General features: G+C 60.9%; 19 protein-coding genes. 5 read left to right on the forward strand and 14 right to left on the reverse strand.

Going from position 1 to position 24,638, the window contains the following annotated elements:
- Positions 1 to 16 precede the first annotated feature (16 nt).
- The 4 genes from IB243_RS14325 to IB243_RS14340 form a co-directional block, all read right to left on the reverse strand.
- A complete protein-coding gene (locus tag IB243_RS14325) occupies positions 17 to 1,471 on the reverse strand; it encodes a mannose-1-phosphate guanylyltransferase/mannose-6-phosphate isomerase (RefSeq protein WP_192427859.1) in 1,455 nt (484 codons plus the stop codon).
- Positions 1,472 to 2,161: 690 nt separating this feature from the next.
- Positions 2,162 to 2,488 (reverse strand): hypothetical protein, encoded by a 327-nt coding sequence (locus IB243_RS14330; protein ID WP_139019190.1) that lies wholly within the window; start codon positions 2,486 to 2,488, stop codon positions 2,162 to 2,164.
- A gap of 9 nt (positions 2,489 to 2,497) precedes the next feature.
- On the reverse strand, positions 2,498 to 4,771 hold the full coding sequence (locus IB243_RS14335) for a M12 family metallo-peptidase (RefSeq protein WP_304503445.1): 2,274 nt from the start codon (positions 4,769 to 4,771) through the stop codon (positions 2,498 to 2,500).
- 464 nt (positions 4,772 to 5,235) lie between these two features.
- Positions 5,236 to 6,477 carry a sulfotransferase family 2 domain-containing protein gene (locus tag IB243_RS14340; RefSeq protein ID WP_192427863.1) on the reverse strand — a complete coding sequence of 414 codons (1,242 nt, stop codon included), beginning with the start codon at positions 6,475 to 6,477 and terminating at the stop codon, positions 5,236 to 5,238.
- A 541-nt stretch (positions 6,478 to 7,018) separates the two neighbouring features.
- On the opposite strand from IB243_RS14340, the gene IB243_RS14345 reads away from it, so the two are divergent.
- Together IB243_RS14345 and groL are read left to right on the forward strand one after the other, a co-directional pair.
- A complete protein-coding gene (locus tag IB243_RS14345) occupies positions 7,019 to 7,309 on the forward strand; it encodes a co-chaperone GroES (protein ID WP_056173280.1) in 291 nt (96 codons plus the stop codon).
- A 97-nt stretch (positions 7,310 to 7,406) separates the two neighbouring features.
- Positions 7,407 to 9,059, forward strand: a complete 1,653-nt coding sequence (gene groL / locus IB243_RS14350; protein WP_010462232.1) for a chaperonin GroEL — start codon at positions 7,407 to 7,409, stop codon at positions 9,057 to 9,059.
- Positions 9,060 to 9,325: 266 nt separating this feature from the next.
- On the opposite strand, the gene IB243_RS14355 is transcribed toward groL, so the two are convergent.
- The 4 genes from IB243_RS14355 to edd all read right to left on the reverse strand — a co-directional run bounded on the left by IB243_RS14355 (position 9,326) and on the right by edd (position 14,805).
- Entirely contained in the window at positions 9,326 to 11,425 is a 2,100-nt protein-coding gene (locus tag IB243_RS14355) for a TonB-dependent siderophore receptor (RefSeq protein WP_225584954.1), read from the reverse strand.
- Between the two features lie 285 nt (positions 11,426 to 11,710).
- A complete protein-coding gene (locus tag IB243_RS14360; protein ID WP_010462236.1) occupies positions 11,711 to 12,010 on the reverse strand; it encodes a DUF805 domain-containing protein in 300 nt (99 codons plus the stop codon).
- 234 nt (positions 12,011 to 12,244) lie between these two features.
- On the reverse strand, positions 12,245 to 12,874 hold the full coding sequence (gene eda, locus IB243_RS14365) for a bifunctional 4-hydroxy-2-oxoglutarate aldolase/2-dehydro-3-deoxy-phosphogluconate aldolase (protein ID WP_192427865.1): 630 nt from the start codon (positions 12,872 to 12,874) through the stop codon (positions 12,245 to 12,247).
- Positions 12,875 to 13,035: 161 nt separating this feature from the next.
- Complete coding sequence (gene edd / locus IB243_RS14370) at positions 13,036 to 14,805, reverse strand: phosphogluconate dehydratase (protein WP_192427867.1); 1,770 nt, start codon at positions 14,803 to 14,805, stop codon at positions 13,036 to 13,038.
- Positions 14,806 to 14,900: 95 nt separating this feature from the next.
- On the opposite strand from edd, the gene IB243_RS14375 reads away from it, so the two are divergent.
- Positions 14,901 to 15,806: an SMP-30/gluconolactonase/LRE family protein gene (locus IB243_RS14375; RefSeq protein ID WP_192427869.1), complete on the forward strand. Its 906-nt coding sequence runs from the start codon at positions 14,901 to 14,903 to the stop codon at positions 15,804 to 15,806.
- Between the two features lie 70 nt (positions 15,807 to 15,876).
- Positions 15,877 to 16,497, forward strand: a complete 621-nt coding sequence (locus IB243_RS14380; protein WP_192427871.1) for a HEAT repeat domain-containing protein — start codon at positions 15,877 to 15,879, stop codon at positions 16,495 to 16,497.
- Between the two features lie 82 nt (positions 16,498 to 16,579).
- Here IB243_RS14380 and IB243_RS14385 read toward each other — a convergent pair whose 3' ends face one another.
- Positions 16,580 to 17,803, reverse strand: a complete 1,224-nt coding sequence (locus tag IB243_RS14385; RefSeq protein ID WP_192427873.1) for an AGE family epimerase/isomerase — start codon at positions 17,801 to 17,803, stop codon at positions 16,580 to 16,582.
- Between the two features lie 127 nt (positions 17,804 to 17,930).
- Entirely contained in the window at positions 17,931 to 19,493 is a 1,563-nt protein-coding gene (pgi, locus tag IB243_RS14390; RefSeq protein ID WP_192427875.1) for a glucose-6-phosphate isomerase, read from the reverse strand.
- Between the two features lie 188 nt (positions 19,494 to 19,681).
- Between pgi and zwf the strand changes: the two genes are divergently transcribed.
- Positions 19,682 to 21,136: a glucose-6-phosphate dehydrogenase gene (zwf, locus tag IB243_RS14395; RefSeq protein ID WP_057229032.1), complete on the forward strand. Its 1,455-nt coding sequence runs from the start codon at positions 19,682 to 19,684 to the stop codon at positions 21,134 to 21,136.
- A gap of 260 nt (positions 21,137 to 21,396) precedes the next feature.
- Here zwf and IB243_RS14400 read toward each other — a convergent pair whose 3' ends face one another.
- From IB243_RS14400 to IB243_RS14415, 4 genes are all read right to left on the reverse strand, one after another.
- On the reverse strand, positions 21,397 to 21,690 hold the full coding sequence (locus tag IB243_RS14400) for a DUF4148 domain-containing protein (protein ID WP_192427877.1): 294 nt from the start codon (positions 21,688 to 21,690) through the stop codon (positions 21,397 to 21,399).
- A 275-nt stretch (positions 21,691 to 21,965) separates the two neighbouring features.
- Positions 21,966 to 22,391, reverse strand: a complete 426-nt coding sequence (locus IB243_RS14405; protein ID WP_192427879.1) for a VOC family protein — start codon at positions 22,389 to 22,391, stop codon at positions 21,966 to 21,968.
- Positions 22,388 to 23,365 (reverse strand): glucokinase, encoded by a 978-nt coding sequence (gene glk / locus IB243_RS14410; protein ID WP_010462249.1) that lies wholly within the window; start codon positions 23,363 to 23,365, stop codon positions 22,388 to 22,390. Before glk ends, IB243_RS14405 begins: the two co-directional genes overlap by 4 nt.
- A 200-nt stretch (positions 23,366 to 23,565) precedes the next feature.
- Entirely contained in the window at positions 23,566 to 24,633 is a 1,068-nt protein-coding gene (locus IB243_RS14415; RefSeq protein ID WP_035197041.1) for an ABC transporter ATP-binding protein, read from the reverse strand.
- Between the last annotated feature and the right edge of the window lie 5 nt (positions 24,634 to 24,638).

The following is a 24,638-nucleotide window of genomic DNA, read 5'->3' on the forward strand; positions in this document are numbered from 1 at the left end:
ATACTGATTTATTAAGTTAAGAGGACATTCGCCCATAGCTATCGTCATATCTCACGATATCGTCCTCCCCCAGATAACTTCCCGACTGGACCTCAATGATCTCCAACGGTACCTTCCCGGGGTTGGAAAGTCGGTGAATGTGGCCTACGGGGATATAAGTCGATTCGTTCTCACCCAACAGGAAAACCTTCTCGCCGTTGGTGACTTGGGCCGTTCCTTTGACAACCACCCAGTGTTCGGCACGGTGGTGATGCATTTGCAAGCTAAGACTCGCGCCGGGGTTCACCACGATGCGCTTGACCTGGAAGCGCTCCCCGCTGTCAATGCTGTCGTACCAGCCCCATGGCCGGTGCACCTTCCGGTGTGTATCCGCCAAGGCGCGCTTTTGCGCCTTGAGATGCGCCACGATGTGCTTGACGCTCTGAGTTTGCGATTTGTCGGCAACAAGAACCGCATCGGGTGTCTCAATCACCACGATATTCCTCAGGCCGACACCTGCAACCAGTCGACTGCGCGCCATCACTAGCGAGCCCGTCGAATCGGTTAACACAGCATCCCCCACAATGGCGTTGTCATTGGCATCGTGCCCAAGGACTTGCCACAACGCATCCCAGGCCCCCAGATCAGACCATCCAGCCTGCAACGGCACGACACATGCAGGGATTCCTAGATCAGGACGCTTGGGCAGGTGCTCCATCACCGCATAGTCAATGGAGTCTGACGGACAGGCTGCGAACGCCGCCACATCAGGCCGTACGAAATCCAGATCGCACTGGGCGTCGGCCATCGCACGGGTGCAGGCCTGCAGGATTTCAGGTTTGCATGCGTCCAACGCTTTTAGCCAAACACTCGCGCGCACCATGAAAAGCCCACTGTTCCACAGGTATTCCCCAGAGTCGACGTACCGCTGAGCGGTATCCCCGTCAGGCTTTTCTGCAAAGTTGGCGACCCGATAGGAACCCTGCTGATATTCGGCGCCGCGCTGAATGTACCCATACCCTGTTTCAGGCCGGTCCGCCACGATGCCAAAAGTGACCAGGGCCCCTTGTACAGCCACCTCCATGGCTTGCAGGATTGCCACATGCAAGGCGGCCCGATCAGTGAACACGTGGTCCGCCGGCATGGCCAAAAGTATGGGGTCAGCCCCGTCGGAGCCCGCCTGCAACGCAGCAAGAGTGAGCGCTGGTGCTGTATTTCGGCCAAATGGTTCCAGCACGATCCGTGCGTCATCCACTTGCGCAGCCACCAGTTGGCTGGCTGCAAGAAAACGATGCTCGACATTACAGACGAGCACAGGTGGCGCCAACGACACGCATTCCGCCAAGCCATGCAAGCGCAGAACGGTGTCTTGAAGCATTGTGAATTCACCGTCAAACGCAAGAAACTGCTTTGGGTAGGCTTCACGCGACAAAGGCCACAGCCGGGTGCCAGAACCTCCACACAAGACGACAGGAACCAGTGTGTGCTTCATGAAAAGGGGATAAGAAGGAAAGCGTCAGTGTTCGCCGCGGCCCAGCCCGCTTGGAAACTGAACAAGTCAAAAAAGGGGTGCGCGGTGAAGGCGGACCTTGCGAAAGGCGCGTATGAGAGACCAAGGCGCCGGTGTAGCTCTCCGGCACTTCTTTAACGCATTGTATCTTTGCTCATATACGCGCCAGCCAGGGTTACATCGGGTTTCCTTCTCCGGTGCTGAACAGGGTGGGGCACATAATGATTTAACGGAAATTGTCCGCTAGGCCCCACTGGCGAAGAAGTTGGCTGAAACCCCCATGGTCTGTAACTGCTCAGCCATGCGTTCATGGGTGTTGCCATAGATCGAGTCAGTGCACAGCCCACTGTTGCAGCGCTGTGGCTCCCTCGGAACCCGCAGCATGCATCAATGTATGAGCCTGCCCGTCCGCCCAAGCTGGGCTCACGACGCTGGCCCATGCACACCCCTAAAACCCGCAGTGCCGAGGAATCCCCGCAGCTCCAAGGCCTCTCTGCCCACCAAGAAATCAGGCCAGGGCATGCCCGCTCAACCATCGAAAAACAAGTCGCTGTCAAAGACAGGTTCCAGGATCTACTCGCCAGTTGGGTGAGACGGAGCTAGCACACTTCAGGCCGATGTTGATCGGCCTCCTGAAAACTCAGGTCTTTCCTTTTTTAACCGAACAGGCATTCAATCAGAAGTGGCATACAGAACATCTTCACGATCACCCCAGTTGTTACAGGCATTGTTGCCAAAAACGGATACCGTCCTGTCTTGCGCCTGGGCAGACAACAACAAGGCATAGATGGTTTTCCCTTGGGCTGTGGCGAGATTGATAGCCCATTGGTTATTATTACCACATGATGGCGAGCCAGTTTTAACGCCTGCCGTGAAAAACAGGAAATTGCTGGAATTGATAATCAGCGTGGTTACCTTACCAGACGAAGATCCTGCCTGCGCACTGCATGCAATCATTGCCACGCCGGTGGCAATAGCGATTTTCTTGAATATTTTCATATAAACCCCTCAGTCTAAAAGAAGTTGCAGTATCGGCGCCATATTTATCAGTCTCTTATGGTAGGTCGCGGCCAAGGTAACCCCACTGTATTGACTATCACCACGCAGCATGACATGGTAGGTTCCTGCGGTCGGGGTGGGGAAGGTGCAGGTCTCCTCGTTTCCCACCGCAAAAGGCCTGCAGTCATATGAAGCGGTAGTTGGCACTTGGCCAAATTTGACATAGAGGTCCACATCTCCAATACCCCCGCTGATCTGGATGACAAGATTTTTTGCGCCGGCAGGAACCACAACACTGCGGTACTGAACCGAGCCCGCAGTACCCGTCAGATTCGTCTCCAACAATGGGGTTGTTGCACGCCCGCCTCCGCTGCTGGAATTGAAGTTTGCAGTCACAGTGGTGTTTGCATTTACGGTGAATGAGCAAGCACCTGTTCCACTGCAGCTCCCACCACTCCAGCCGACAAATGAGCTTCCTGCAGCGGGGCTCGCCGTCAGCGTCGCAATGGTGCCAGGAGCAAGTGACTCGGTACAAGTACTACCGCAGTTGAGCAATCCTCCTGCACGACTTACGGTGCCAGTCCCAGTCCCGATTTTCGCGACAGACAGTACGCCTTGGGGAGTTGGAATGAATGTGGCCGTCACATTCCGCGCCACACTCATCGTGACAGTACACACACCGGCACCCGAGCAAGCACCTCCCCATCCGGAAAATGTGTACCCCGTTCCAACGGATGCAGATAACGTGACGATAGTGCCCGCAGCATAACTTTCGTTGCAGTCCAACCCACAATTAATACCTGCCGGAGAGCTGGTTACCGTGCCTGTTCCCGTTTTGCTAACGCTCAGATCGAAGGTACCTGAAGCATCCAGCGGCAGCTTTGATTGCGCTTGATCCGACATCACAGTTGGAACACGGCCAGCATTTACCCCATAGACGTGATTGGTTCCAAAAGTCCATGTGATGTTGCTCATCCCCCCATTGAGCAGATGGCAGTAACTCATGATGGTCCCGTTTCCCTGACCTGCGCCCCCTCCAGTGGTTGAGGATGCGCCAGGCAAAAAGCCCAACCGTCCGGCGCCCCCAAGGGCAATTCCGCACTGCCCAGTAGCATTTCCCGAATAGCAGCAATCGATTGCACCACCGGTATTAGGTGACGGAGCAATATAGGGATTGTCGTAGTCATGCGTATGTGAACTACCAAATGCATGTCCAATCTCGTGGGCAACTACGACCGAATCCCAGATGACCTGCGGGTTCGACGGATTGAAATCTCCTTCGATATTTGCACTAACGCCATAAGCCGTACTTTGGTTGGAGAGGCTACCCACATAGGCTATCCCACCCCCAGAATTTTTCCCGCTAAGTAAATGAACATGGTGCCGCGAAACAGAGGCATTTGCCCCGGCATTCCAGAAGGCTTGCAACTCGTTGAGCATCGCGCCCGTGGCTGTCTGGGTCCAAGGATCGGCAGATGTTGTGCGAATTACTATTTGCTTGAGATTGAAACGGGTGGATATTTCTGCTTGGTACCGACTACCCACATAGGTAAGCAGATTGGTCACATATGTGAATGCAGCAGACTCAGAACCAAAATTTTGATAAAACTCGTAGTCGCTATCAATGATGATATCCGCACGCCGAGGGCTGCCTGCTTTCTCTTCACTCAAAATTTTTTGAGAATTTTCCCGGCCAGTTTTGAGCAAATTTTCAATCCCGAGCTTCTTCTGGCTCGGGTCGGATTGAAGAAAATCTGGGCTTACACCGCAAGAAAACTCTCGATTGATAAAATCTTTCTGATGATTCACCAAGCGTGAAACAGCAGCACCCGCACCGTTGCCGCGAACAGGAAGCAGTTCATTGACAACCGTCTCCTTCCCGCGGTGAATGATGGTGCGAATTTCTCCCTTGGGGGATACCGTTACAAAAGCATAGCTATCGGGATTGCCTTCGAGCGTGCCCACAAAATGTGCGCTGGTAGCCAATGGAAAGGCCCGCGATCCCTTTTCATCGACAACAATAAATTGTGTTTCACCGCTGGTGACTTCTGAACGCCGAAGCCTGAGATTCACTACCGAAGGAACTTCATCGTTAATTTTTAGATTTTCAATGAGCAACGCTTCGCCAGGCTTGGTATCCATTGCGGTGAGCGCAAGCTTCTCCGTCGGCGGCTCCCCCGGTGTGAGTTGCAGAATCTGCTGGGCTTGAGCTGCCGCCAGAAAGAGCGTCAACACTGCAAGGGTTACCGATCTTGTGGACTGCCATCTCATTTTATTGAACATCTTTTTAGTTCTCATAGTGATTGAGGATCACAAAATCAATTAGTGGCCCCTCGAGACACCCTCTCCAGCACGCGGGATTTCCAGTCCATAGGCTTCGATTAAAAAATTTAACGCAAATTCACGAATGCAGCAAGAGCATCGTCACTAGCTAAGCTCACTGAGCAGGCTTGAGCCAGACGGGACACAAATCCTGTCGCGTTGTACAGCGCCACCGATGTGGCTCACAAGAGTCTCCTCTGCTCTGCCATCCGCCCCCCCGCCAAACCACGCCGTTTGGCCGGTAGTGTGTGGTTGCAACCCATCATTCAGGTCTCTTCAATGAACTGCCAAGGCCCGCCAAAACCGAGACCGCAGAGTGGCGCCTGCACCAGCCCCCTTAGCACGAAAAAACACAACGATGTAGGCGCACATCAATGCTTGCCATGCGTATCAAAACACTTATTCAAACCAAGCCAAGGCAGGAATTACTTGATATGAAATCTCGCCAAGACAGACTGCAGCGCTTGCATGAAACGCCACGATCGTGATTCGACGATATGCGTGTAAACCTGGCGAAGCTGGATATGACTTGCTTCCAGATGTGCAAGTTGCGCTCGAACCATGCCATTGACAGCCTCGGCCTCCATGGAACGTGCCTGCTGCACCTCCAAAGCTTTTAGATTCGCCTCGGATGCCTGCAAATGCAGGATTTCGATTTGCTGTAGCTGCTCGCGCAATTGCTCGCTTTCGCTCTGTATTCTCTTGTTTTCGATTTCCAGTCTTGAGAGGCTTAACCGCAAGGCCTGATATTCCTCCTGGGAGGGCCGCTGCCTCGAAGACCTGCTTCCCTGAGGACGATCACCAGTATTTTCCCCAGCGAACCACTTGTACGCATAGACGGGCATGGAGCCAGAACGCCACTCTTGGATACGCTCCTTGAAGAGGAGGCAAGCATATTCATAAAGCTGCTGATCGTATTTGACCTGCTCTGCAATTATACCTCTCACGTGTTGAGTCACCTCATCAACAACAATGCGAGATCTGTTTTCCTTTTCTCTGACAATTTCATAGTCCGAAAAATCCGGAATCATCAATCGCAAGAGCTCCAGTGATTCCATAAAATTCTCAGTGATTCCAAAAAAATCAAATGTATTTAGATTTTTTTTTGCACTTTTCAGGTGCTCTTCCATATCCCCCCCCAAGTACGTGGAGAGACAAATTGTTTGTTGATTGCCCAACGCCCCATCAAAGATTATTGGATTACCAGAACACACAAATTCCTCCAAAGATGCCTGCTGCGCAAAAATCAGTGCGTCGCGCTCAGAGGATGTCGCCACTTTATAATGTGGATCGTCAGGATGAAAGTTGTTCTCGTCGTGCCATGATTTGTACTGCGAAATTGTCCGATTCACCGGATCACGGACAAAGGTGGCCGTAAATGCATTGGGGCAAAAGCGTAGCAAATTTTGATAATGAAAATGCCCGAAGACAAATGACGATAATGCTTCTTTCTTGAAATACGCCTCAAGCGATTCTGACTCACCATTCACACCAACACCAGTAAATGCCCTAGAAGATGCAAAGCCTCCTCCCTGGGAAATCATGTAATTTTCAAATGCCGTTCCCGAGCATTTCGGTATATGCACAAATGCAAAGGGAGCCTTGGCACTGGATGGCGGGCCTATTTGGTCACTGCAGGTTGTGCGCCTACATTCTTCATTCTGCATAGTGAATAATAATTGAATCTCTTCAAGGAGATGATTAAAAGCAAGATGCCAGTAGAACCATGATCGATCTCGTAAAAAATCCAAACGATATCTTGTTAACGACCATGCCCGGCCACCTCATGGAAGCCAAGTCTAATCATTGGGACGTTGGCACTCCACGTCAAAGACCTTGTGGACAACCCCGCATCGCCCGACGACCCACGGCAGATAGCGGCAGTGAAGGATGGAATAGCTCACGAGGTCCTCTTAAAACGCATGGTCTGGACTACGTTAGCGGGCTCGATCACATGCCATCGCACCCGCCTTCTAGGGCATCACAGATAGACACCAACCTAGGGGACCCGGTGGTAGACCCTTCTGCAGCAGCATCCGAAGAAATCGGGAAATGCCTTGGACGTCTTGAAACCGTCACAAATGCCCGTATCATTAGCACTCACCACAGACGAGTGCTAACACCACCTTGCCTGTCGGAAGTTTGGTAGCGCCTGGGTCTCCAGGCGCTGAGTAAGTCAGCTTTTTTACTGAAAACAGGAGCAATGCAATGAACCTTCGCCCTCTGCACGATCGCGTGATCGTCAAGCGTATCGAAAGCGAAACCACGACCGCCTCCGGCATCGTGATCCCTGACAACGCCGCTGAAAAGCCCGATCAAGGTGAAGTGCTGGCCGTCGGCCCTGGCAAGAAGAACGACAAGGGCGAAGTGCTCGCCCTGAACGTGAAGGTCGGTGACCGCGTTCTGTTCGGCAAGTACTCGGGCCAGACCGTCAAGGTCAACGGCGACGAGCTGCTGGTCATGAAGGAAGACGATCTGTTCGCAGTGGTCGAGAAGTAATCTCTCGCCCTCTGAATTACTCATCTTTTCATAGCCTCTAGCGCTTACTGGATAAGCGCTAGCGGCCAATTTGAATCAAATTTTCAGGAGCTCCAAAATGGCAGCAAAAGACGTAGTTTTCGGCGGCGAAGCCCGCGCACGCATGGTTGAAGGCGTGAACATCCTGGCCAATGCGGTCAAGGTGACCCTGGGCCCCAAGGGCCGCAATGTGGTGCTGGAGCGCTCGTTCGGCGCCCCTACCGTGACCAAGGACGGTGTGTCCGTGGCCAAGGAAATCGAACTCAAGGACAAGCTGCAGAACATGGGCGCCCAGCTCGTGAAGGAAGTGGCCTCCAAGACCAGCGACAACGCTGGTGACGGCACCACCACCGCTACCGTGCTGGCACAAGCCATCGTTCGCGAAGGCTTCAAGTACGTGGCCGCCGGCATCAACCCGATGGACCTGAAGCGCGGTATCGACAAGGCTGTGACGGCCCTGGTTGCCGAGCTGAAGAAGGCTTCCAAGCCCACGACGACCTCCAAGGAAATCGCCCAAGTGGGTTCGATCTCCGCCAACTCCGACGAAACCATCGGCAAGCTGATCGCTGACGCCATGGACAAGGTTGGCAAGGAAGGCGTGATCACCGTGGAAGACGGCAAGTCCCTCGACTCCGAACTGGACGTCGTGGAAGGCATGCAGTTCGACCGCGGCTACCTGTCGCCCTACTTCATCAACAACCCAGAAAAGCAATCCGCCATTCTGGACAACCCCTTCGTGCTGCTGTTCGACAAGAAGATCAGCAACATCCGCGACCTGCTGCCCACGCTGGAACAAGTCGCCAAGGCCGGCCGTCCGCTGCTGATCATCGCCGAAGAAGTCGAAGGCGAAGCCCTGGCTACGCTGGTGGTCAACACGATCCGCGGCATCCTGAAGGTTGTGGCTGTGAAGGCACCTGGCTTCGGCGACCGCCGCAAGGCCATGCTGGAAGACATCGCCATCCTGACGGGCGGCAAGGTCATCGCTGAAGAAGTGGGCCTGACGCTCGAGAAGGTGACCCTGGCCGACCTGGGCCAGGCCAAGCGCATCGAAGTGGGCAAGGAAAACACCATCATCATCGACGGCGCTGGCGCTGCGGGTGACATCGAAGCCCGCGTCAAGCAAGTGCGCGTGCAGATCGAAGAAGCCACGTCCGACTACGACCGCGAAAAGCTGCAAGAGCGCGTGGCCAAGCTGGCTGGCGGTGTGGCCGTGATCAAGGTCGGCGCTGCCACCGAAGTCGAAATGAAGGAAAAGAAGGCCCGCGTGGAAGACGCACTGCACGCAACGCGCGCAGCTGTGGAAGAAGGCGTTGTGGCCGGTGGTGGCGTGGCCCTGCTGCGTGCCAAGCAAGCTGTCGGTGACTCGATCAAGGGTGACAACGCTGACCAGGAAGCCGGTATCAAGCTGGTGCTCAAGGCCATCGAAGCGCCCCTGCGCGAAATCGTGAACAACGCTGGCGGCGAAGCCTCGGTGGTGGTGAACGCTGTGTTGGCCGGCAAGGGCAACTACGGCTTCAACGCTTCGAACGACACGTACGGCGACATGCTCGAGCTGGGCATCCTGGACCCCACGAAGGTCACCCGCACGGCCCTGCAGAACGCTGCCTCCGTGGCATCGCTGCTGCTGACGACCGAAGCCATGGTTGCAGAAGCACCCAAGGACGAGGCCGGTGCTGGCGGCGGCATGCCCGACATGGGCGGCATGGGTGGCATGGGCGGCATGGGCATGTAATGGCCAGCCGCTCCGGGTGGAACCCAGGTTCTGCCCGGTAGTGCACAAAAAAACCCGCAGGTTGCAAAACCTGCGGGTTTTTTACTTGGAACACGTGAAGCACGTCGTGACGCGGGCTGCCCTTTCGACATTTGTACCGCGGTTCACTGCACCGCGCCAACCCAGAGCAAAGGGCCCGGCCTTCGCATTGGCACTGTGCCGTGCCAGTGCCGCACCGTCGCATGGGCGGCGTCCCCTCGGGGGAAGACGCGAAGCGGCTCAGGGGGTTAAAACCTATACGTCGCGCTCAGCACCACATTGCGGCGCGCGGCCCACCAGCAGTCGCCACGCGCCAGGCAGGTGCTCATGTACTTCTTGTCGGCCAGGTTGCTGATGTTCAGGGCGTAGCGCCAGTCCTGGCTGTCGTAGGCCAGCAGCGCATCCACGACACCCGCCGCCGGCACCTTCGGCCCCGTGCCATCACGGAACGACGACAGCCAGCGATAACCCGCACCCGCCGAGAAGCCGCGCACGCCGCCAATGGAGAACCGGTACACGCCCCACACGGCCGCCTGATGGCGCGGCAGGTTTTCCAGCAGCGGATCGACATCGGTGTAGTTGTAGTGGGCGGTCAGGTCGAACGCTGTGGCCACGCGGGCCTTGTACTCCAGCTCCAGTCCCTTGTTGCGGGTCTGGCCCACCTGCAGCGAGTTGTTCGGGTTGACCGGATCAACCACCTTCTGGTTCTTTTCCTTGAGGTCGTACACCGCCGCCGTGAACTGGGTGGCGCTGCCTGCGGGGGCGTACTTCACGCCCACTTCGATCTGCTCGCCTTCCAGCGGCTTGAAACGCTGGCCGTAGGTATTGGTGCCGCTCACCGGGCTAAAGGATTCTGCGTAGCTGACGTAGGGTGTCCAGCCTCCGGCCAGCTGGTACATCACGCCCAGGCGCTTCGTGGTGTCGCTCGTGCGGTCATCTGACTGGCCCGCCAGGCTGTTCACGGCGCGGTCGTGGCGCAGGCCGGCGATGAAGATCCAGCGGCCCCATTTCATCTGGTCCTGCACATACAGGCCGTTCTGGCGCTGCACGTTCTCGGGTTTCGCGACAAGCGTCGGATTCAGGACGTTGCCGTACACCGGGGCGTACGCATTGATGGGCGCGTTGTATGCGTCGTCGGCCTCGTTTTTGTTTTCGGTCTGCCGGTTCCAGTCCACGCCCAGCAGCAGCTGATGGCTCAGGCCCCCGGTGGTGAGGTTGCCCTGCAGATGGGTGTCCACCGCGGCCATGCGCGTGCGCGTGATGTTCTTGCCGTACAGGCGGCCGATCAGCCGCTGGTTGACGGGGTCTTCGCCCCAGCCGCCTGGGAGTTTGTAGAAGTCGGCGTAGTGGTAGCCGCCGCGATTTTCGTTGCGGGCCAGGCGCAGGTTCTGGCGCACGGCCCACGCGCCGTTGAAACGGTGCTCGAACAGGTAGCCGATGGATTCCCGGTCACTGTCGTAATAGTCGCCGGGCTCTCCGATGAAGCGGCTGATGGGCAACATGCCGTTGGGATTGGGCAGCAGCGTGCCTGACCAGGGCAGGAACTGCGAGGTGGTGCCACTGCGGTCCTGCTGCCAATGGGCCTGCAGGACCAGCGATGTGGCCGCACTGGGCCGCCAGGCCAGGGACGGAGCGATCAGGCGGCGGTCGTCCGGCACGTGGTCCACCTGGGTATTGGCATCGCGCGCCACCGCCACCAGGCGGTACGACCATTCACCATCCGCGGTGAGGGGGCCGGTCAGGTCGGCCTGCAGCTGCTTGCGGCCCCAACTGCCAAGCTGCACGCCCACTTCGCGCTGCGCTTCTTGCTGTGGGCGCTTGCTCACCATGTTGACCACGCCTGCCACCGTACCTGCGCCGAACAACATGCCCGAAGGGCCGCGAAGCACTTCGATGCGCTCCAGCGCATAGGGCTCTGCAGGGGTGGTACTGGTGTAGTAGTTGTAGTTCTGGCGCAGCCCGTCGAGATAGGTGTCCGGGGTGCTGCCGCGCACCCGGACGCTGTCGGCCCGGCTGTCCAGGCCGTACGCATCGCTGCGCACCCCTGCCGCGTACAGCAGCGCCCCCTGAAACGTGGTGGCGCCCTGGTCCACCAGCTGATCGCGCGTGACCACCGTCACGGACTGGGGGGTTTCGGCCAGCGGTGTGTCGGTCTTGGTGGCGGTGGCAGCATTGCGGGCACGGTAGCCGACCACCGGTGCGGTGGCGGACTCTTTCTCGGCGCTGGCGTCCACTCGCACCTCCGACAGAGTGGCACTCACACCTTGCGCCGAAGCCCTTGCGGGAAGAAGACCGAATGCCAACGCGATGCCCAGGCATACCGCTGTCTTTTGATGAAGGATGGCCATGGTTTTTAATAATGAGAGTAAGAATGATTCCCATTTTAAAAACCAATCATTGCCTGCCGGGCGCGTTGTCGTACGACGACAACATCTCCATTCAAAACAGTTCAATCCATTTGCTTCTGTTTTTATAGCAATTAACGCTTTACCATCAAGCGCTGGAGCCAACTTTTACCAAGAATCGATCCGCCACACCGGCACCCCCTCACTGCCCCCATCAAAAAAGCCCGCTGGCCGTGGGGCCAGCGGGCTTGGTGCGGGCGGACCCAGGAGGTCCGCTGCGCGTAAGGATCAGCCCTCGCTAGGCTGCACCCACCAGTAGATCAGCACCAACACACCGATGCCGGTCAGCGTCAGCAGTTGCCACCAGCCCGAGCGGCCAATGTCGTGCAGCCGGCGTGCGCCCACGGCAAATGCGGGCAGCACCAGTGCGATGGAAACGATGCCGGAGATGACGTCTCCGAGGAAACTGGCCGCCACCATCACCACCACCTGGAACAGAAAGAACCACCAGAATTCGGAGCGCACAGCGCGGCCCGAGAAACCAGCGTACTGCGTCAGACAGCTTTTGATAGCCGAAACAAAATCCATACAGAACTCCCTCTCTTTGAAACGTGAAGCCGTTGTGGCAGGGACAAGCCCCGCGCCATGATAGAGGTGCGCAGGGCAGCAAGTCCACAAGGCAGTGATCCCAGCGCCTGCGGCCACCCTCCGCCGCCGTACCTTGCAGCCGAACCACCACGCAGCGCTTGCTTCTCTTTTTATAGCTATCGACGCATACTGAACAAGCGCCAGCCTCCTATTTCATCCAAAATCCTGGCAAACTCACGCAGCCTTGCGCAACGCGTGTGTCTCGCGCGCCAGCTGGGTGATGCGCGCCCAGTCGCCCGCACGCACGGCGTCGGCCGGCGTCAGCCACGAGCCGCCCACGCAGCGCACATTGGGCAGCGCCAGGTAGTTGGGCGCAGTGGCCAGGCTGATGCCCCCCGTGGGGCAAAAGCTGACCTGTCCAAACGGACTGGCCCAGGCCTTGAGCAGCGGAATGCCACCCGCAGCCTCGGCCGGGAACAGTTTGAGGAACGAAAAACCATCGGCCAGCGCCGCCATGATTTCGCCGGACGTGGCCACGCCGGGCAGCAGCGGCAGGTTCAACCCCTTGCAGGCACCGCCCACTTCGGAGGTGTAACCCGGGCTCACCGCAAAACGTGCACCCGCGTCGCTGGCACGGCGGGCGTCGTCGGCGTTGAGCACCGTGCCCACGCCCACCACCGCCTCCGGCAGGTGGCGCGCAATGGCCTGAATGGCAGGCAGGCCCGCTGCGGTGCGCAGCGTCACCTCCAGCACCTTCACGCCACCGGCCAGCAGGGCCTCGGCCAGGGGCAGCGCGTCTTCCACGCGGTCGATCACGATGACGGGGATGACGGGGCCATGACTGGCGATGTCAATGGGATTCATGGGAATACTCCTTGATGTTGGATGCCGCACGCGGCGTATGACAGGGGCGCGGCCCATACCAGTGCACCCGTGGAACTGGCTTCGCCAGGCCACCGGGTGCGTCCCCCTCCCGCGCAGCGAGAGAGGGGGAAGGCGCGCAGCGACTCAGGGGGTGCATCCTGCTACAACCACGTGCAGGCTCCTTGTTCGGCACCGCCAGCGTGGCGGCGAAAGTTGGTAAACAGTTCACGGCCAAAGCCGGTGGCGGGGCGCGCGGTGTACGGCGCCACGGGGCGGGCTGCCCAGGTGGCTTCATCGACCAACACATCCAGCGTGCCGGCCACAGCGTCCACCCGCACGATGTCGCCGTCCAGCACCTTGGCCAGCGGGCCACCCGACATGGCCTCGGGTGTCACGTGGATGGCGGCGGGCACCTTTCCCGATGCGCCGCTCATGCGCCCATCCGTCACCAGCGCCACCTTGAAGCCCTGGTTCTGCAGCACGGCCAGCGGCGGGGTGAGCTTGTGCAGCTCGGGCATGCCATTGGCCTGCGGGCCCTGATAGCGCACCACGGCCACCATGTCCTGCTGCACCTCGCCCGCGCTGAAGGCGGCGAGCAGTGCCTCTTGCGAATCGAACACGCGCGCAGGCGCTTCGATGATGTGGCGGTCTTCGGGCACCGCCGAGACCTTGATCACCGCGCGGCCCAGGCGCCCTTGCAGCAGGCGCAGCCCACCGGTGGGCGAGAAGGGTTTGGACACCGGGCGCAACACGGTCTCGTCGCCCGACACCGCCGGAGCGCCCTGCCCGCCTGCGGCGATGCCTCCCGCGTTCACGCTCATCACATCGGGGTGCATGAAGCCGCCAGACAGCAGCTCCCGCAGGATCCACGCAGGGCCGCCTGCGGCCTGGAACTGGTTCACATCGGCATCGCCATTGGGGTACACGCGGGCCAGCAGCGGCACGGCGGACGACAGCTCGTCAAAGTCCGACCAGTCGATCAGGATGCCCGCGCTGCGCGCAATGGCCACCCAGTGGATCAAATGGTTGGTGGAACCGCCCGTGGCCAGCAAGGCCACCATGGCGTTGACGATGCAGCGCTCGTCCACCACGCGCCCGATGGGCGTGAAGCGCGATCCGCGCTTGCCAATGTCGAGCACCGTGCGGACGGCCTGGCGCGTGAAGGCTTCGCGCTCTTCGGTGCCGGGTGGCGCAAACGCCGCACCAGGCACGTGCAAGCCCATGGCTTCCAGCAGCATCTGGTTGCTGTTGGCCGTGCCGTAGAAGGTGCAGGTGCCGGGGCTGTGGTACGCGGCGGACTCGGCCTTGAGCAGCTCATCACGCCCCACCAGGCCCTGCGCGTACTGCTCGCGCACCTTGGATTTGTCCTTGTTCGACAGGCCCGTGCCCATGGGCCCTGCGGGCACAAACACACAGGGCAGATGCCCGTAGTGCAAGGCACCGATCAGCAGGCCGGGCACGATCTTGTCGCACACACCCAGCAGCAGCGCACCATCGAACACATCATGGGACAGCGCTACCGCAGTGGCCATGGCAATGGCATCGCGGGAGAACAGCGACAACTCCATGCCGGGTGTGCCCTGCGTGACGCCGTCGCACATGGCTGGCACACCGCCTGCAACCTGCACGGTGGCCCGGTGCAGGGCGGCTTCGTCGCGCAGGATGGCGGGGTAACTTTGGTACGGCTGGTGGGCCGACAACATGTCGTTGTAGGCCGTGACCACGCCAATATTGGGCGCCTTTTCGACCGTGATCTTGAACTTGTCGGCGCCGGGTAGCGCGGCATAGGCGTGCGCGAGGTTGGCGCAGCCCATGCGCTCCTGGGTGGGTTTGCGGGCCAGCATATCGTCGATGCCGGCGAGGTAGGCAGAGCGGGTGTCCGTGCTGCGCTGGATGATGCGGGCCGTCACGCGCGCTACGACTGAATGCATGGGATGCTCCATCGGTGGGTAAGCCCTCGGATTGGATACGGGGCTACTGTTTGAGTGCCCTAGAATGTAACTCGATAACCACCTCACTTCAACCCATGACCCTGCAGCGCCTGCCCCTTCCGCCCTCCGAGCTGGGTGAATCGCCGTTCTGGCACCCTGAGGAAAACTGCCTCTACTGGTGTGATATCCAAGGATTCACGGTGAACGCCTGGCGCCCGGCGGACGGCCAGCACCGGCAATGGAAGACCCCCAGCGAACCCGGCTGCTGCGCACCCGCCGCGGACAAAAAGATAGTAATCGGGTTACGGGACGGCTTTTACCTGCTGGACACCGTCAGCAGCGCACTTACCCTGCTGGCGCCGCTGCCCCCGGCCCAGCACGACACCCGCGTGCTGCGCCTGAACGATGGCCGCTGCGACACGGCGGGCCGGTTCTGGGCTGGCTCGGTCATCACCCCCCGCACGGCCCCCGATGCCGCGCTGTGGCGGCTGTCGGCATCCGGCGGCGGCTACGCCGTGCAGCACATGGCGGGCGACAACTTCACCGCCAACGGCCTCGCATTCAGCCCCGACAACCGGTTCATGTACTGGTCCAACACGCCGGAGCACCGCATTGACCGGTTTGACTTTGATGTGGCCACCGGCACCATCGCCAACCGCCAGCCCTGGGCGCGGTTTGATCGCAAGGTGGACGGCCAGCCGTACGGTGGCCGACCCGATGGCGCGGCGGTGGATGTGGAGGGCAACTACTGGGTGGCGATGTACGAGGGGGCGTGTGTGCTGCAGCTGTCGCCAACGGGTGAGGTAATGCAACGCATCGAAGTGCCGGTGCAGTGCCCGACCATGGTGTGTTTTGGGGGGGAGGATTTGCGGACGTTGTTCATCACGTCGGCGCGGGCGGGGAGGCCGGCGGAGGAGCAGCAGGCGGCGGTTCCAGCGGGGTCGCTGTTTAGCGTGCAGACGGAAGTGGCAGGGCTATCGGTAAACTTCTTCAAGGGCTAGAAGGCTGCACAGAGGAGCCGCAACTCTCAGCCCGGCTTTGGATCATCTTCATCAACAGAATACCGTTCAAATGGCCTTACATCCTGCAGCCGCACGCCTTGAATCCGTGACCCAGCAGCGCCTGAATGATGAAATATATTTTTGCCGCCTGGGAATCCCCTACGAGCCTGAGTCACTACTCAAGGTGCTTCGTGAACGCAAGCCAAAAACAGCGGTTCCTGCGGCTTGCCATGGCTTGGCGAATTTGGGCGCCAAAGAAGCAATTCCCGAGCTAAGAGCCCTGGCCGATTTCTCACACGCAGACACCAAGGCTACGTCTGTGCTGGCTATTGCCCGGCTGGGAGGAAGTCAGGCGACACCCTGGCTTATGGAGTGCTTATCGCAAAAGGGCACGGACAAGGGATATGTACTCTGGGCATTGGCCGCTGTAGGAGACCCTTCAGCCTATGAAGCAGTCCGCCAGTGGTTTACGCCCATTCTGAAGAAGCTGGAAAAAGACCCAGGCTCGGATAAAAGAGGCAAATCTATCTTCGCCATCGCGTACTTGGAGCAGGTCACCGATGCACATCCGGACGCATCAACCCTGCTGGAGCGATTCCACGCGGTGGTGCCTTCTCTGGGTCCATCAATCCGTACCCAGTTGGCTCAGTTCACGCGCTCGTACGCCCGCTCGACAACGAACCAGACGTAGCGCACTGATCGACACAATCTCTTCGGGGCTTTTTTCAAACGGGGGCGTCACCCCGAGTCACGCAACGTCAGTCGGCCTCAGGCTACCCACGCAAAGCCAGCCATACGTCATAACACGCCCCCATGTTGTGATAATCCACCTTCCCCGCGTTGCTTTTCTCGCGCGTGTGGTTGCGGTTGGCACCGTCCAGGATGCGAAACCAAGCGCCGTGTTCGTGGTCCACAAAGTGCTCCCAGCAGTAGGCCCAGATGCGGTCGTACCACTGCCAATACCGATCGTCACCCGTGCGCACAGCCAGCACGGCGGCAGCGGCCATGCTCTCGGCCTGCACCCAGTGGTATTTGCCGTCGTCGCAGATGCTGCCGTCCGGTGCCATGCCGTAGACGATGCCGCCGTGCACGGCATCCCAACCCTTCTCCATCGCTGCGTCGAACAGAAACCTTGCGCAAGGCAGATGCCAATCTGCTGGCGCCAGGGCGTCGAGCTGCAGCAGCAGCTTGGCCCATTCGGTCTGGTGGCCGACCTGGTAGCCCCAGGGGCGGAAGATGTTGGTGCGGTCGTGGCGGTTGTATTCCCAGTCCACTGACCAGTCGGCCTGGTAGTGCTCCCACACCCAGCCTTCGGCCGCGGGGGCCGATGCGCGGTCCGACAACGACGCCTGCCGCTGGCAGATACCCTGCGCGAGCTGCTCGGCGCGCTCGATGTAGCGCGCCTCGCCCGTGGCGCGAAAGGCCGAGATCATGGCCTCGCAGGCGTGCATGTTGGCGTTCTGGCCCCGGTAGTCCGTCAGCACCCAGTCGGGCGATGCTTCGTCGGCGTACAAGCCCTGCGCGGGCTGCCAGAAGTGCTGCTCGGCGGTGTCGAAAGCCTCGGCCAGCCAGCCGCGCGCCTCGGGCACACCGGCTTCAAAAGCCCGCGCATAGGCCAGTATCACAAACGCCATGCCGTAGCAGTGCCGCGTGCCGTCCAGCACAGTGGCGCGGCCGCCCTGCCAGTCGATGAGCCAGGCGTAGCCGCCGGTGGCAGGGTCGAGGAACGCGGTGCGCAGAAACTGCAGTGCGTGCAACATGCCGGCCTGGTAGCGCGCCTCGCCCGTGGTGCGGTAGAGCATGGCGTGCGTGACCACAAAACGTGTGGCGCTGACCAGGTGGCGGGTGCGCGTGTCGTACACCGTGCCGTCGTCCAGGAAGAAGTGGTACATGCCGCCGCTCGCGTCGGTGGCCACGGGCTCGTAGAACGCCATGGTCTGGCGGATGTGCGCGCGCAGGAAGTCGGGCGAGCGGAAATCGGGCTGGGATGCGGTCATGCAAGGGTCCTCGGCTGCCGCCATCACCACCTAGCACGCTGAGCTTTTCGAAGCGCTGCGCCCAGGCTTCGACAAGCTCAGCCCGAACGGAAGGGGATGGGGCGAACGTGTTGGGTTTTTTGGGGGTTCAGTCGTGGGCGCGAAGACGCTCCAGCAACCCTGCCGTGGAGCCATCCAGCCCCGCAGCGTCGCCACTGGCCAGACGCGCCTCGATGTCCTTGGCCAGCACCTTGCCCAGCTCCACGCCCCACTGGTCAAAGCTGTTGATGCCCCACAGGCTGCCGCTCACGAAGACGCGGTGCTCCTGCAGCGCGATCAGCGCGCCCAGCGATGCGGGGGTGAGTGCATCCAGCAACAAGAAGGTGCTGGGCCGGTTGCCCGGAAAGTGACGGTGGCCGTCTTCGCCTTCCTTGCCCACCATCAGCGCCTGGGCCTGCGCCAGGGCGTTGGCCAGCAGCTTGTTGTGGTGGCCCTCCAGGGGGTGGGTGGGCTGGCGCACGGCGATGAGTTCCAGCGGCAGCACGTCGGTGCCCTGGTGCAGCATCTGAAAAAAAGCGTGCTGGCCGTTGGTGCCCGGCTCACCCCACAGCACGGGCGACGTGGCGTAGGGCAGCGGCTGGCCATCCAGCCCCACGCGCTTGCCATTGCTTTCCATCTCGAGCTGCTGCAGATAGGCCGGCAGGCGGCGCAGCGCTGCGTGGTAGGGCGCGATGCAGCGGCTGGTGAAGCCATGGAAGTTGCGGTACCAGATGTCCAGCAGGCCCAGCCGCACGGGCAGGTTCTGCGCCAGGGGTGCGGTACGGAAGTGCTCGTCCATGGCATGGGCACCGGCCAGCAGATCGCGGAAGCCCTCGGAGCCAATCGCGATCGCAATGGGCAGGCCGATGGCCGACCACAGCGAGTAGCGCCCGCCCACCCAGTCCCAGAAGCCGAACGTGGTGGTGATGCCCAGCGCCTGGGCGGCATCGACGTTGGTGGTCAGCGCTGCAAAGTGGCGCCCCACATCCTGCCCGCCTTGCGCGGCAAACCAGGCCAGCGCCGAGCGCGCGTTGGTCATGGTTTCTGCGGTGGTGAAGGTTTTGGAGGCGATGAGGAACAGCGTGCTCTCGGGCTTGAGCGTGCGCAGTGTGGTGTGCAGCTCATGCCCGTCCACGTTGGAGACAAAGTGCAGCCGCTTGCCCGGAGCGCGGAACTGATCCAGCGCCAGCACGGCCATGTGCGGGCCCAGGTCCGAGCCACCGATGCCGATGTTCACCACATCGGTGATGGCGCCATCCGCACGCACCGTGTCGGCATAGGCCAGCATGGCATCCAGCGTGGTGTGCACCTGGTCCAGCTTCTGCGCAATGTCCGGCCCGTCGCCGGGCAACGCAAGGCCCCGGGGCCGGCGCAGCAGCGTGTGCAACACGGCGCGGCCTTCGGTGCTGTTAATGGGCTGGCCGCCGAACATGGCGTCGCGGTGCTGTTCCAGGCCACAGGCACGGGCCATGTCCAGCAGCAGCGCCTCGGTGGCGGCGTCCCACAGGTTCTTGGACAGATCCGCAAACACCTCGGGCGCATGCTGGCTGAAGTGCCCAAAGCGCTGCGCATCGCTGGCAAAGGCCTCCCGCAGGTCCAGACGGCTGCCATCTGCGGAGAACGCGGCCTGCAACTGAGGCCACTGCGGAGTTTGGTCGCAACGGAGGGACATGGTGGATTCAGGATGTGGGGAGGTGAAAACCGGCGAGATAGTAACTTGATTACACAATTTATCCGATACTTTTCTGCACACGAACTGTCAAAAAACGTTTTACCACCTCTACGGCTACACAATTCAATGTAACGAGATTACAATTTCCAACCTCAGATGCACAACAACACCCTTGATACGGAGACCCCATGAGTTTTGACCTTGTCCTGTTTGGTGGAACAGGTGATCTGGCCTGGCGCAAGCTCATGCCCGCATTGTTTCAGGCGTTCCGGCATGGAACCCTGCCAGAGGGGGGCCGCATCATTGCGGTGGCACGCGACGAGCTGAGCCATGAACAATACCGCAGCCTGATCCAGTCGCGTTTTGACAGCGTGGAACTGGCCAAGCGCCCCACCCCGGACGAGTTCGAACGCTTTGGCGCGCTGCTGCACTACCTGCGCATGGACCTGTCCAAAACCGACGACTATGCGCGTCTGGCCGCCATGCTGCACGAGCGCAGTGCCGACTCGGTGGTGATGTATGTGGCCACCGCGCCCAGCCTGTTCACCAACGTGTGCGAGCAGATCGCCGCCGTCGGCCTGAACGGCCCCACCACCCGCGTGGTGCTGGAAAAGCCGCTGGGCCACGACCTCAAATCCAACCAGGCCATCAACGACACCCTGCGCCGCGTGCTCAAGGAAGAACAGGTCTTTCGCATCGACCACTACCTGGGCAAGCCCTCGGTGCAGAACCTGTTTGCCATGCGGTTTGGCAATGCGCTGTTCGAGCCCCTGTGGCGGCGCGAAACCATTGCCAACATCCAGATCACCATTGCCGAAGAACTGGGTGTGGAAACGCGTGGCGCGTTCTACGACCAGACAGGCGCCCTGCGCGACATGGTGCAGAACCACGCGCTGCAGCTCTTGTGCGCGATTGGCATGGAGCCACCCATCAACTCCAGCGCCAACGCCATCCGCGACGAAAAGCTCAAGGTGCTGCAGTCGCTCAAGCCCTGGAGCATGGAGACCATCGGCCAGCATGTGATTCGCGGGCAATACAGCGCAGGCAACGCGCAGGGCCACGCCGTGCCCGGCTACCTGCAGGAAAAAGGCGTGGCCCCCGGCAGCACCACCGAAACCTTTGTGGCGCTGCGCACCGAGATCAGCAACTGGCGCTGGGCCGGCGTGCCGTTCTACATCCGCACCGGCAAACGCCTCGCGGGGCGCGACGCACACATCGTTGTCAACTTCCGCCCCGTGCCGCATCCCATCTTCAAAACACCCGCTGGTGCCGCCAACCGCCTGGTGATCAACCTGCAGCCCAAGGACGGGCTGGAGCTGCACCTGCTGGCCCAGGGCGCTGCCCAGCACCAGACGGAACCCGCCCTGTCGCAGGTGCAGCTGAACCTGGACTTCGACCAACGCTTTGGCACCGAGCGCGTGGGCGCCTACGAACGCCTGCTGCTCGACGTGATTGCAGGCCGCCTGAACCTGTTCGTGCGCAGCGACGAACAGGAGGAAGCCTGGCGCTGGGTAGAGCCCATCCTGCAGCACTGGAAGAACGACCCGGTGGGGCCGCGCCCGTACATGGCGGGCAGCTGGGGGCCGAGCTCGGCCAGCGCAATGATTGCGCGCGATGGGTATTGCTGGAGTGAGGAGATGTGACCTCTTGAGGCGCTGCGCGCCTTCCCGGTAAAGGGGCGACGCTCCCAGCGCCGCGGGGCAGCCCTTGCGCGGGAGCACTGGCCTATGCAGCGCGTGTTTGAGGCACTGTTGGTGCAATCAGAAAGCAAAACGGGCTCCCAGATGGGAGCCCGTTTTCATGCATGCAATCGTCGTTGCACGTCGTGTGTGGGGAAACACTTCCACATGGTGGCGGCATCCACGACCGTGAAATGCCACCACCACGGGAAGGCCCGCATTCTTTACATGGCGCCGATTTCGCCAGAAGAGATCTGGCCAGTGCGCAGGGCTTCAGCAGCCTGGGCACGCACAGCAGCGCGGTCAGCGGTGGACTTGTAAGTCACCACACGCGAACCAGCAGGCTCAATGGAGCGGGTCTGTGCCACGGTAGCGGCTTCAGCAGCCACTTCAGCGCGGGTGCGGTTCGTGTCGAACTTGGTGGCAAATTGCGAAGCATCGGCTTCGTCAGCCTGGGCACCGAAGGAAGCGAAAGCGGCTACAGCGGCGATGGAGAGGAAACGTGCGGTCTTGTTCATGATGAAAATCCTTGAAGTTAAAAAAGCGTCTCAAAAAACCGGAGCAAAGAGCGGGAGAGGAAAGCTGCTTCAAACCGGGTTCGGTGAGTCGCCTTGCGGGTTCGGCTCATCGATGGGTTGAACTGTACGCCTCTGTTGTTCAGAGAAAAACCACTCAGTCGCAAACTAACTGTTCCAGTTTTGAAAACAATACTGCGAGAACTGACAGCCCACGCTGCAAAGAAAAATGCCGCCCAGGTTGCCCTGTGCGGCATGGCGCTCTGCAAAGGCGCTGGCTATACCGGCCGTGGGCCTACCAGTTCAACGGGCAGGCCATCGGGGTCTGCAAAAAAGGTGAACAGCGCGCCGGTAAACGGATCGACCCGCACCGGCTCCGCTGCCACACCGTGCGCAGCCAGGGTCAGCAGGCTGGCCTCCATGTCGGCCACGCTCAGTGCCAGATGGCGCAGGCCACAGGCTTCAGGGTACGACGGGCGCGCCGGGGAGTTGGGGAAGGAAAAAAGCTCCACCTGCGTGCCATCGGGCAGTTGCAGATCCAGCTTGTACGACTGCCGCTCCGCCCGAAAGACTTCGTTCACCACCCGCAGACCCAGCACCTCGGTGTAGAAGCGGCGCGAGCGGGCATAGTCGCTGGCGATGATGGCCACATGGTGCACACCGCTGACCTGCAGCGCGGGCAGCGCGGCGGGGCCGTCGCTCATCCCTCAGAGCCCGCGATGTCAAGCGCGCGCGACGCGCCATACAGCGCTGGCGTGGCGCTGGGGTCGATGATCCAGCACGGGATGGACGCGAGGTAGGGCTGAAAGCGGCCCTTGGACTCGAACCGCGCGCGGAACGAGGATTTGTCAAACCACGTGCCCAGGCGCGGCACCATGCCACCACCAATGAAAACGCCTCCGCGCGCCCCCAGGGTGAGGGCCAGGTTGCCCGCCACGCTGCCCAGAAAGCCGCAGAAAAGATCCAGCGCCTCCAGCGCCAGGACGTCGTTGGACTGCAGGGCCAGCTCAGTCACCTGGGAGGCCGAGCTGACCTCCTTGCCACCCCGCTGCGCGAGGCGGCGCAGCGCATGGTACAGGTCCACCAGCCCCGCACCACACACAGCGCGCTCGGCCGACACATGGCCGTAGCGCTCCTGCAGGATGGCCAGCACATCGAATTCGCGCTGCGTCTGCGCCGCCAGCGACACATGCCCGCCCTCCCCCGACAAGGGCACGCCGTTGCTGGAGCCGGGCGGGAACACCAGCCCCGACACACCCAGGCCCGTGCCTGGGCCCAGCAGCGCAATCGCAGCACCCGGCACGGCCTCGCCGCCGCCCACGGGGCGCAGCAGGTCGGGCGTCAGCAGGGGCAGCGCCAGTGCCAATGCGGTGAAGTCGTTGATGACCACGAGCCGCTCGAAACCAAACGCCTCGCGCACCGCGCGCTGCGAAAAGCTCCAGCTGTGGTTGGTCATGCGGATCGCGTCGCCCGTGACGGGGTTGGCAATGCCGAAAGCCGCCTCGCGCGGGGTGGGCACACCCACTTCTTTCAGATAGGTCGCCAGCGCAGCGTCCACGGTGGGGAACTGCGCGCAGGGCAGCACCCGCGTGTCGTTCAAGGGGCCGCCCGGCTCGTTCTGCCAGGCCAGTCGGATGTTGGTGCCGCCGATGTCGGCGAGGAGGCGCTGAGGTTGCATAGGAAAAAGATGGAGGCCAAAGGTCACACGCCCCCGCTGCCCTCCGGCAGACGGCGGCCCGTGGATCGCGAATGCTATTATTTATATAGCTACTCGCGCTTTATGGATAAGCGCTGGAGCCTCTTTTTACCTGAATTACCCCTTCAGGCAAAGACCAAAGTCCCTTCTTGCGGCGACCCAGCGGACGGGGCTCGCCCCTCTCAGCCCGTCAGCCGCTCTTCGGACTTCGCGTCGAACCAGTGGGCGTTGGCAGGTGCTACCGTCAGGCCCACGTGGTCGCCCGGCTGCACGCGGGTTTGTGCATCGGTGCGCAGCGTGACGCTGCCTGCGGCGGTGTCCACCATCACATAGGTGTCGGGGCCCGTGGGCTCCACCACGCTCACCTGCCCGCGCCAGGGCGCGTCGTCCTGCAGTTGCAGATGCTCGGGGCGCACGCCCAGCAGCATCTCTGCGGCACCCGTGGGCGGTGCCAGGCTCAACGATGCGCCTTCGATGCCAAAGTGCCCGGCGGGCTGCGCACCTCCGCGCAGCAGGTTCATGGTGGGTGAGCCGATGAACGTGGCCACATAGGTATTGGCCGGGCGGTTGTAGATCTCGTCGGGCGTGCCCAGTTGCTGCACCACGCCGCCCTTCATCACCGCAATGCGCGACCCCAGCGTCATGGCTTCGACCTGGTCGTGCGTCACGTACACGCTGGTGATGCCGCTGGCCTGGTGCAGGCGCTTGATCTCGGCCCGCATCTCCACGCGCAGCTTGGCGTCGAGGTTGGACAGCGGCTCGTCGAACAGGAACAGCTGCGGCTGGCGCGCGAGCGCACGGCCCATGGCCACACGCTGGCGCTGGCCGCCCGAAAGCTGGCTGGGCCGGCGGTCCAGCAGGTGGCTGATCTGCAGCATGGCCGCCACTTCGTCGATGCGCTTTTGCCGCTCGGGCTTGGGCATCTTTCGCATCTCCAGCGCAAAGCCGATGTTGTCGGCCACGGACAGTGTGGGGTAGAGCGCGTAGCTCTGGAACACCATGGCGATGTCGCGGTCGCGCGGAGGCATGCCCACCACGTTCTTGCCGGCGATGCGGATCTCGCCTTCGGTGGGCTCGTCCAGGCCCGCAATGATGTTGAGCAGCGTGGACTTGCCGCAGCCCGAGGGGCCGACCAGGATCAGGAATTCGCCCGGTGCCACGTGGATGTCGATCTTGCGCAGCACTTCCACGCTCTTGTCGCCCTTGCCAAAGCGCTTGTTGATGCCCGCGATGTCCAATGAAGACGCCATGATTT

Origin of the sequence: Acidovorax sp. ACV01 (assembly GCF_014851495.1) — a bacterium.
Lineage (GTDB): Bacteria > Pseudomonadota > Gammaproteobacteria > Burkholderiales > Burkholderiaceae_C > Acidovorax > Acidovorax radicis.

Bases quoted from the DNA above. Each gene is read 5' to 3' on its own strand.
- IB243_RS14325 (WP_192427859.1), bottom strand. From the start codon at position 1,471: ATGAAGCACACACTGGTTCCTGTCGTCTTGTGTGGAGGTTCTGGCACC.
- IB243_RS14330 (WP_139019190.1), bottom strand. From the start codon at position 2,488: ATGAAAATATTCAAGAAAATCGCTATTGCCACCGGCGTGGCAATGATT.
- IB243_RS14335 (WP_304503445.1), bottom strand. From the start codon at position 4,771: ATGTTCAATAAAATGAGATGGCAGTCCACAAGATCGGTAACCCTTGCA.
- IB243_RS14340 (WP_192427863.1), bottom strand. From the start codon at position 6,477: ATGCAGAATGAAGAATGTAGGCGCACAACCTGCAGTGACCAAATAGGC.
- IB243_RS14345 (WP_056173280.1), top strand. From the start codon at position 7,019: ATGAACCTTCGCCCTCTGCACGATCGCGTGATCGTCAAGCGTATCGAA.
- groL (WP_010462232.1), top strand. From the start codon at position 7,407: ATGGCAGCAAAAGACGTAGTTTTCGGCGGCGAAGCCCGCGCACGCATG.
- IB243_RS14355 (WP_225584954.1), bottom strand. From the start codon at position 11,425: ATGGCCATCCTTCATCAAAAGACAGCGGTATGCCTGGGCATCGCGTTG.
- IB243_RS14360 (WP_010462236.1), bottom strand. From the start codon at position 12,010: ATGGATTTTGTTTCGGCTATCAAAAGCTGTCTGACGCAGTACGCTGGT.
- eda (WP_192427865.1), bottom strand. From the start codon at position 12,874: ATGAATCCCATTGACATCGCCAGTCATGGCCCCGTCATCCCCGTCATC.
- edd (WP_192427867.1), bottom strand. From the start codon at position 14,805: ATGCATTCAGTCGTAGCGCGCGTGACGGCCCGCATCATCCAGCGCAGC.
- IB243_RS14375 (WP_192427869.1), top strand. From the start codon at position 14,901: ATGACCCTGCAGCGCCTGCCCCTTCCGCCCTCCGAGCTGGGTGAATCG.
- IB243_RS14380 (WP_192427871.1), top strand. From the start codon at position 15,877: ATGGCCTTACATCCTGCAGCCGCACGCCTTGAATCCGTGACCCAGCAG.
- IB243_RS14385 (WP_192427873.1), bottom strand. From the start codon at position 17,803: ATGACCGCATCCCAGCCCGATTTCCGCTCGCCCGACTTCCTGCGCGCG.
- pgi (WP_192427875.1), bottom strand. From the start codon at position 19,493: ATGTCCCTCCGTTGCGACCAAACTCCGCAGTGGCCTCAGTTGCAGGCC.
- zwf (WP_057229032.1), top strand. From the start codon at position 19,682: ATGAGTTTTGACCTTGTCCTGTTTGGTGGAACAGGTGATCTGGCCTGG.
- IB243_RS14400 (WP_192427877.1), bottom strand. From the start codon at position 21,690: ATGAACAAGACCGCACGTTTCCTCTCCATCGCCGCTGTAGCCGCTTTC.
- IB243_RS14405 (WP_192427879.1), bottom strand. From the start codon at position 22,391: ATGAGCGACGGCCCCGCCGCGCTGCCCGCGCTGCAGGTCAGCGGTGTG.
- glk (WP_010462249.1), bottom strand. From the start codon at position 23,365: ATGCAACCTCAGCGCCTCCTCGCCGACATCGGCGGCACCAACATCCGA.
- IB243_RS14415 (WP_035197041.1), bottom strand. From the start codon at position 24,633: ATGGCGTCTTCATTGGACATCGCGGGCATCAACAAGCGCTTTGGCAAG.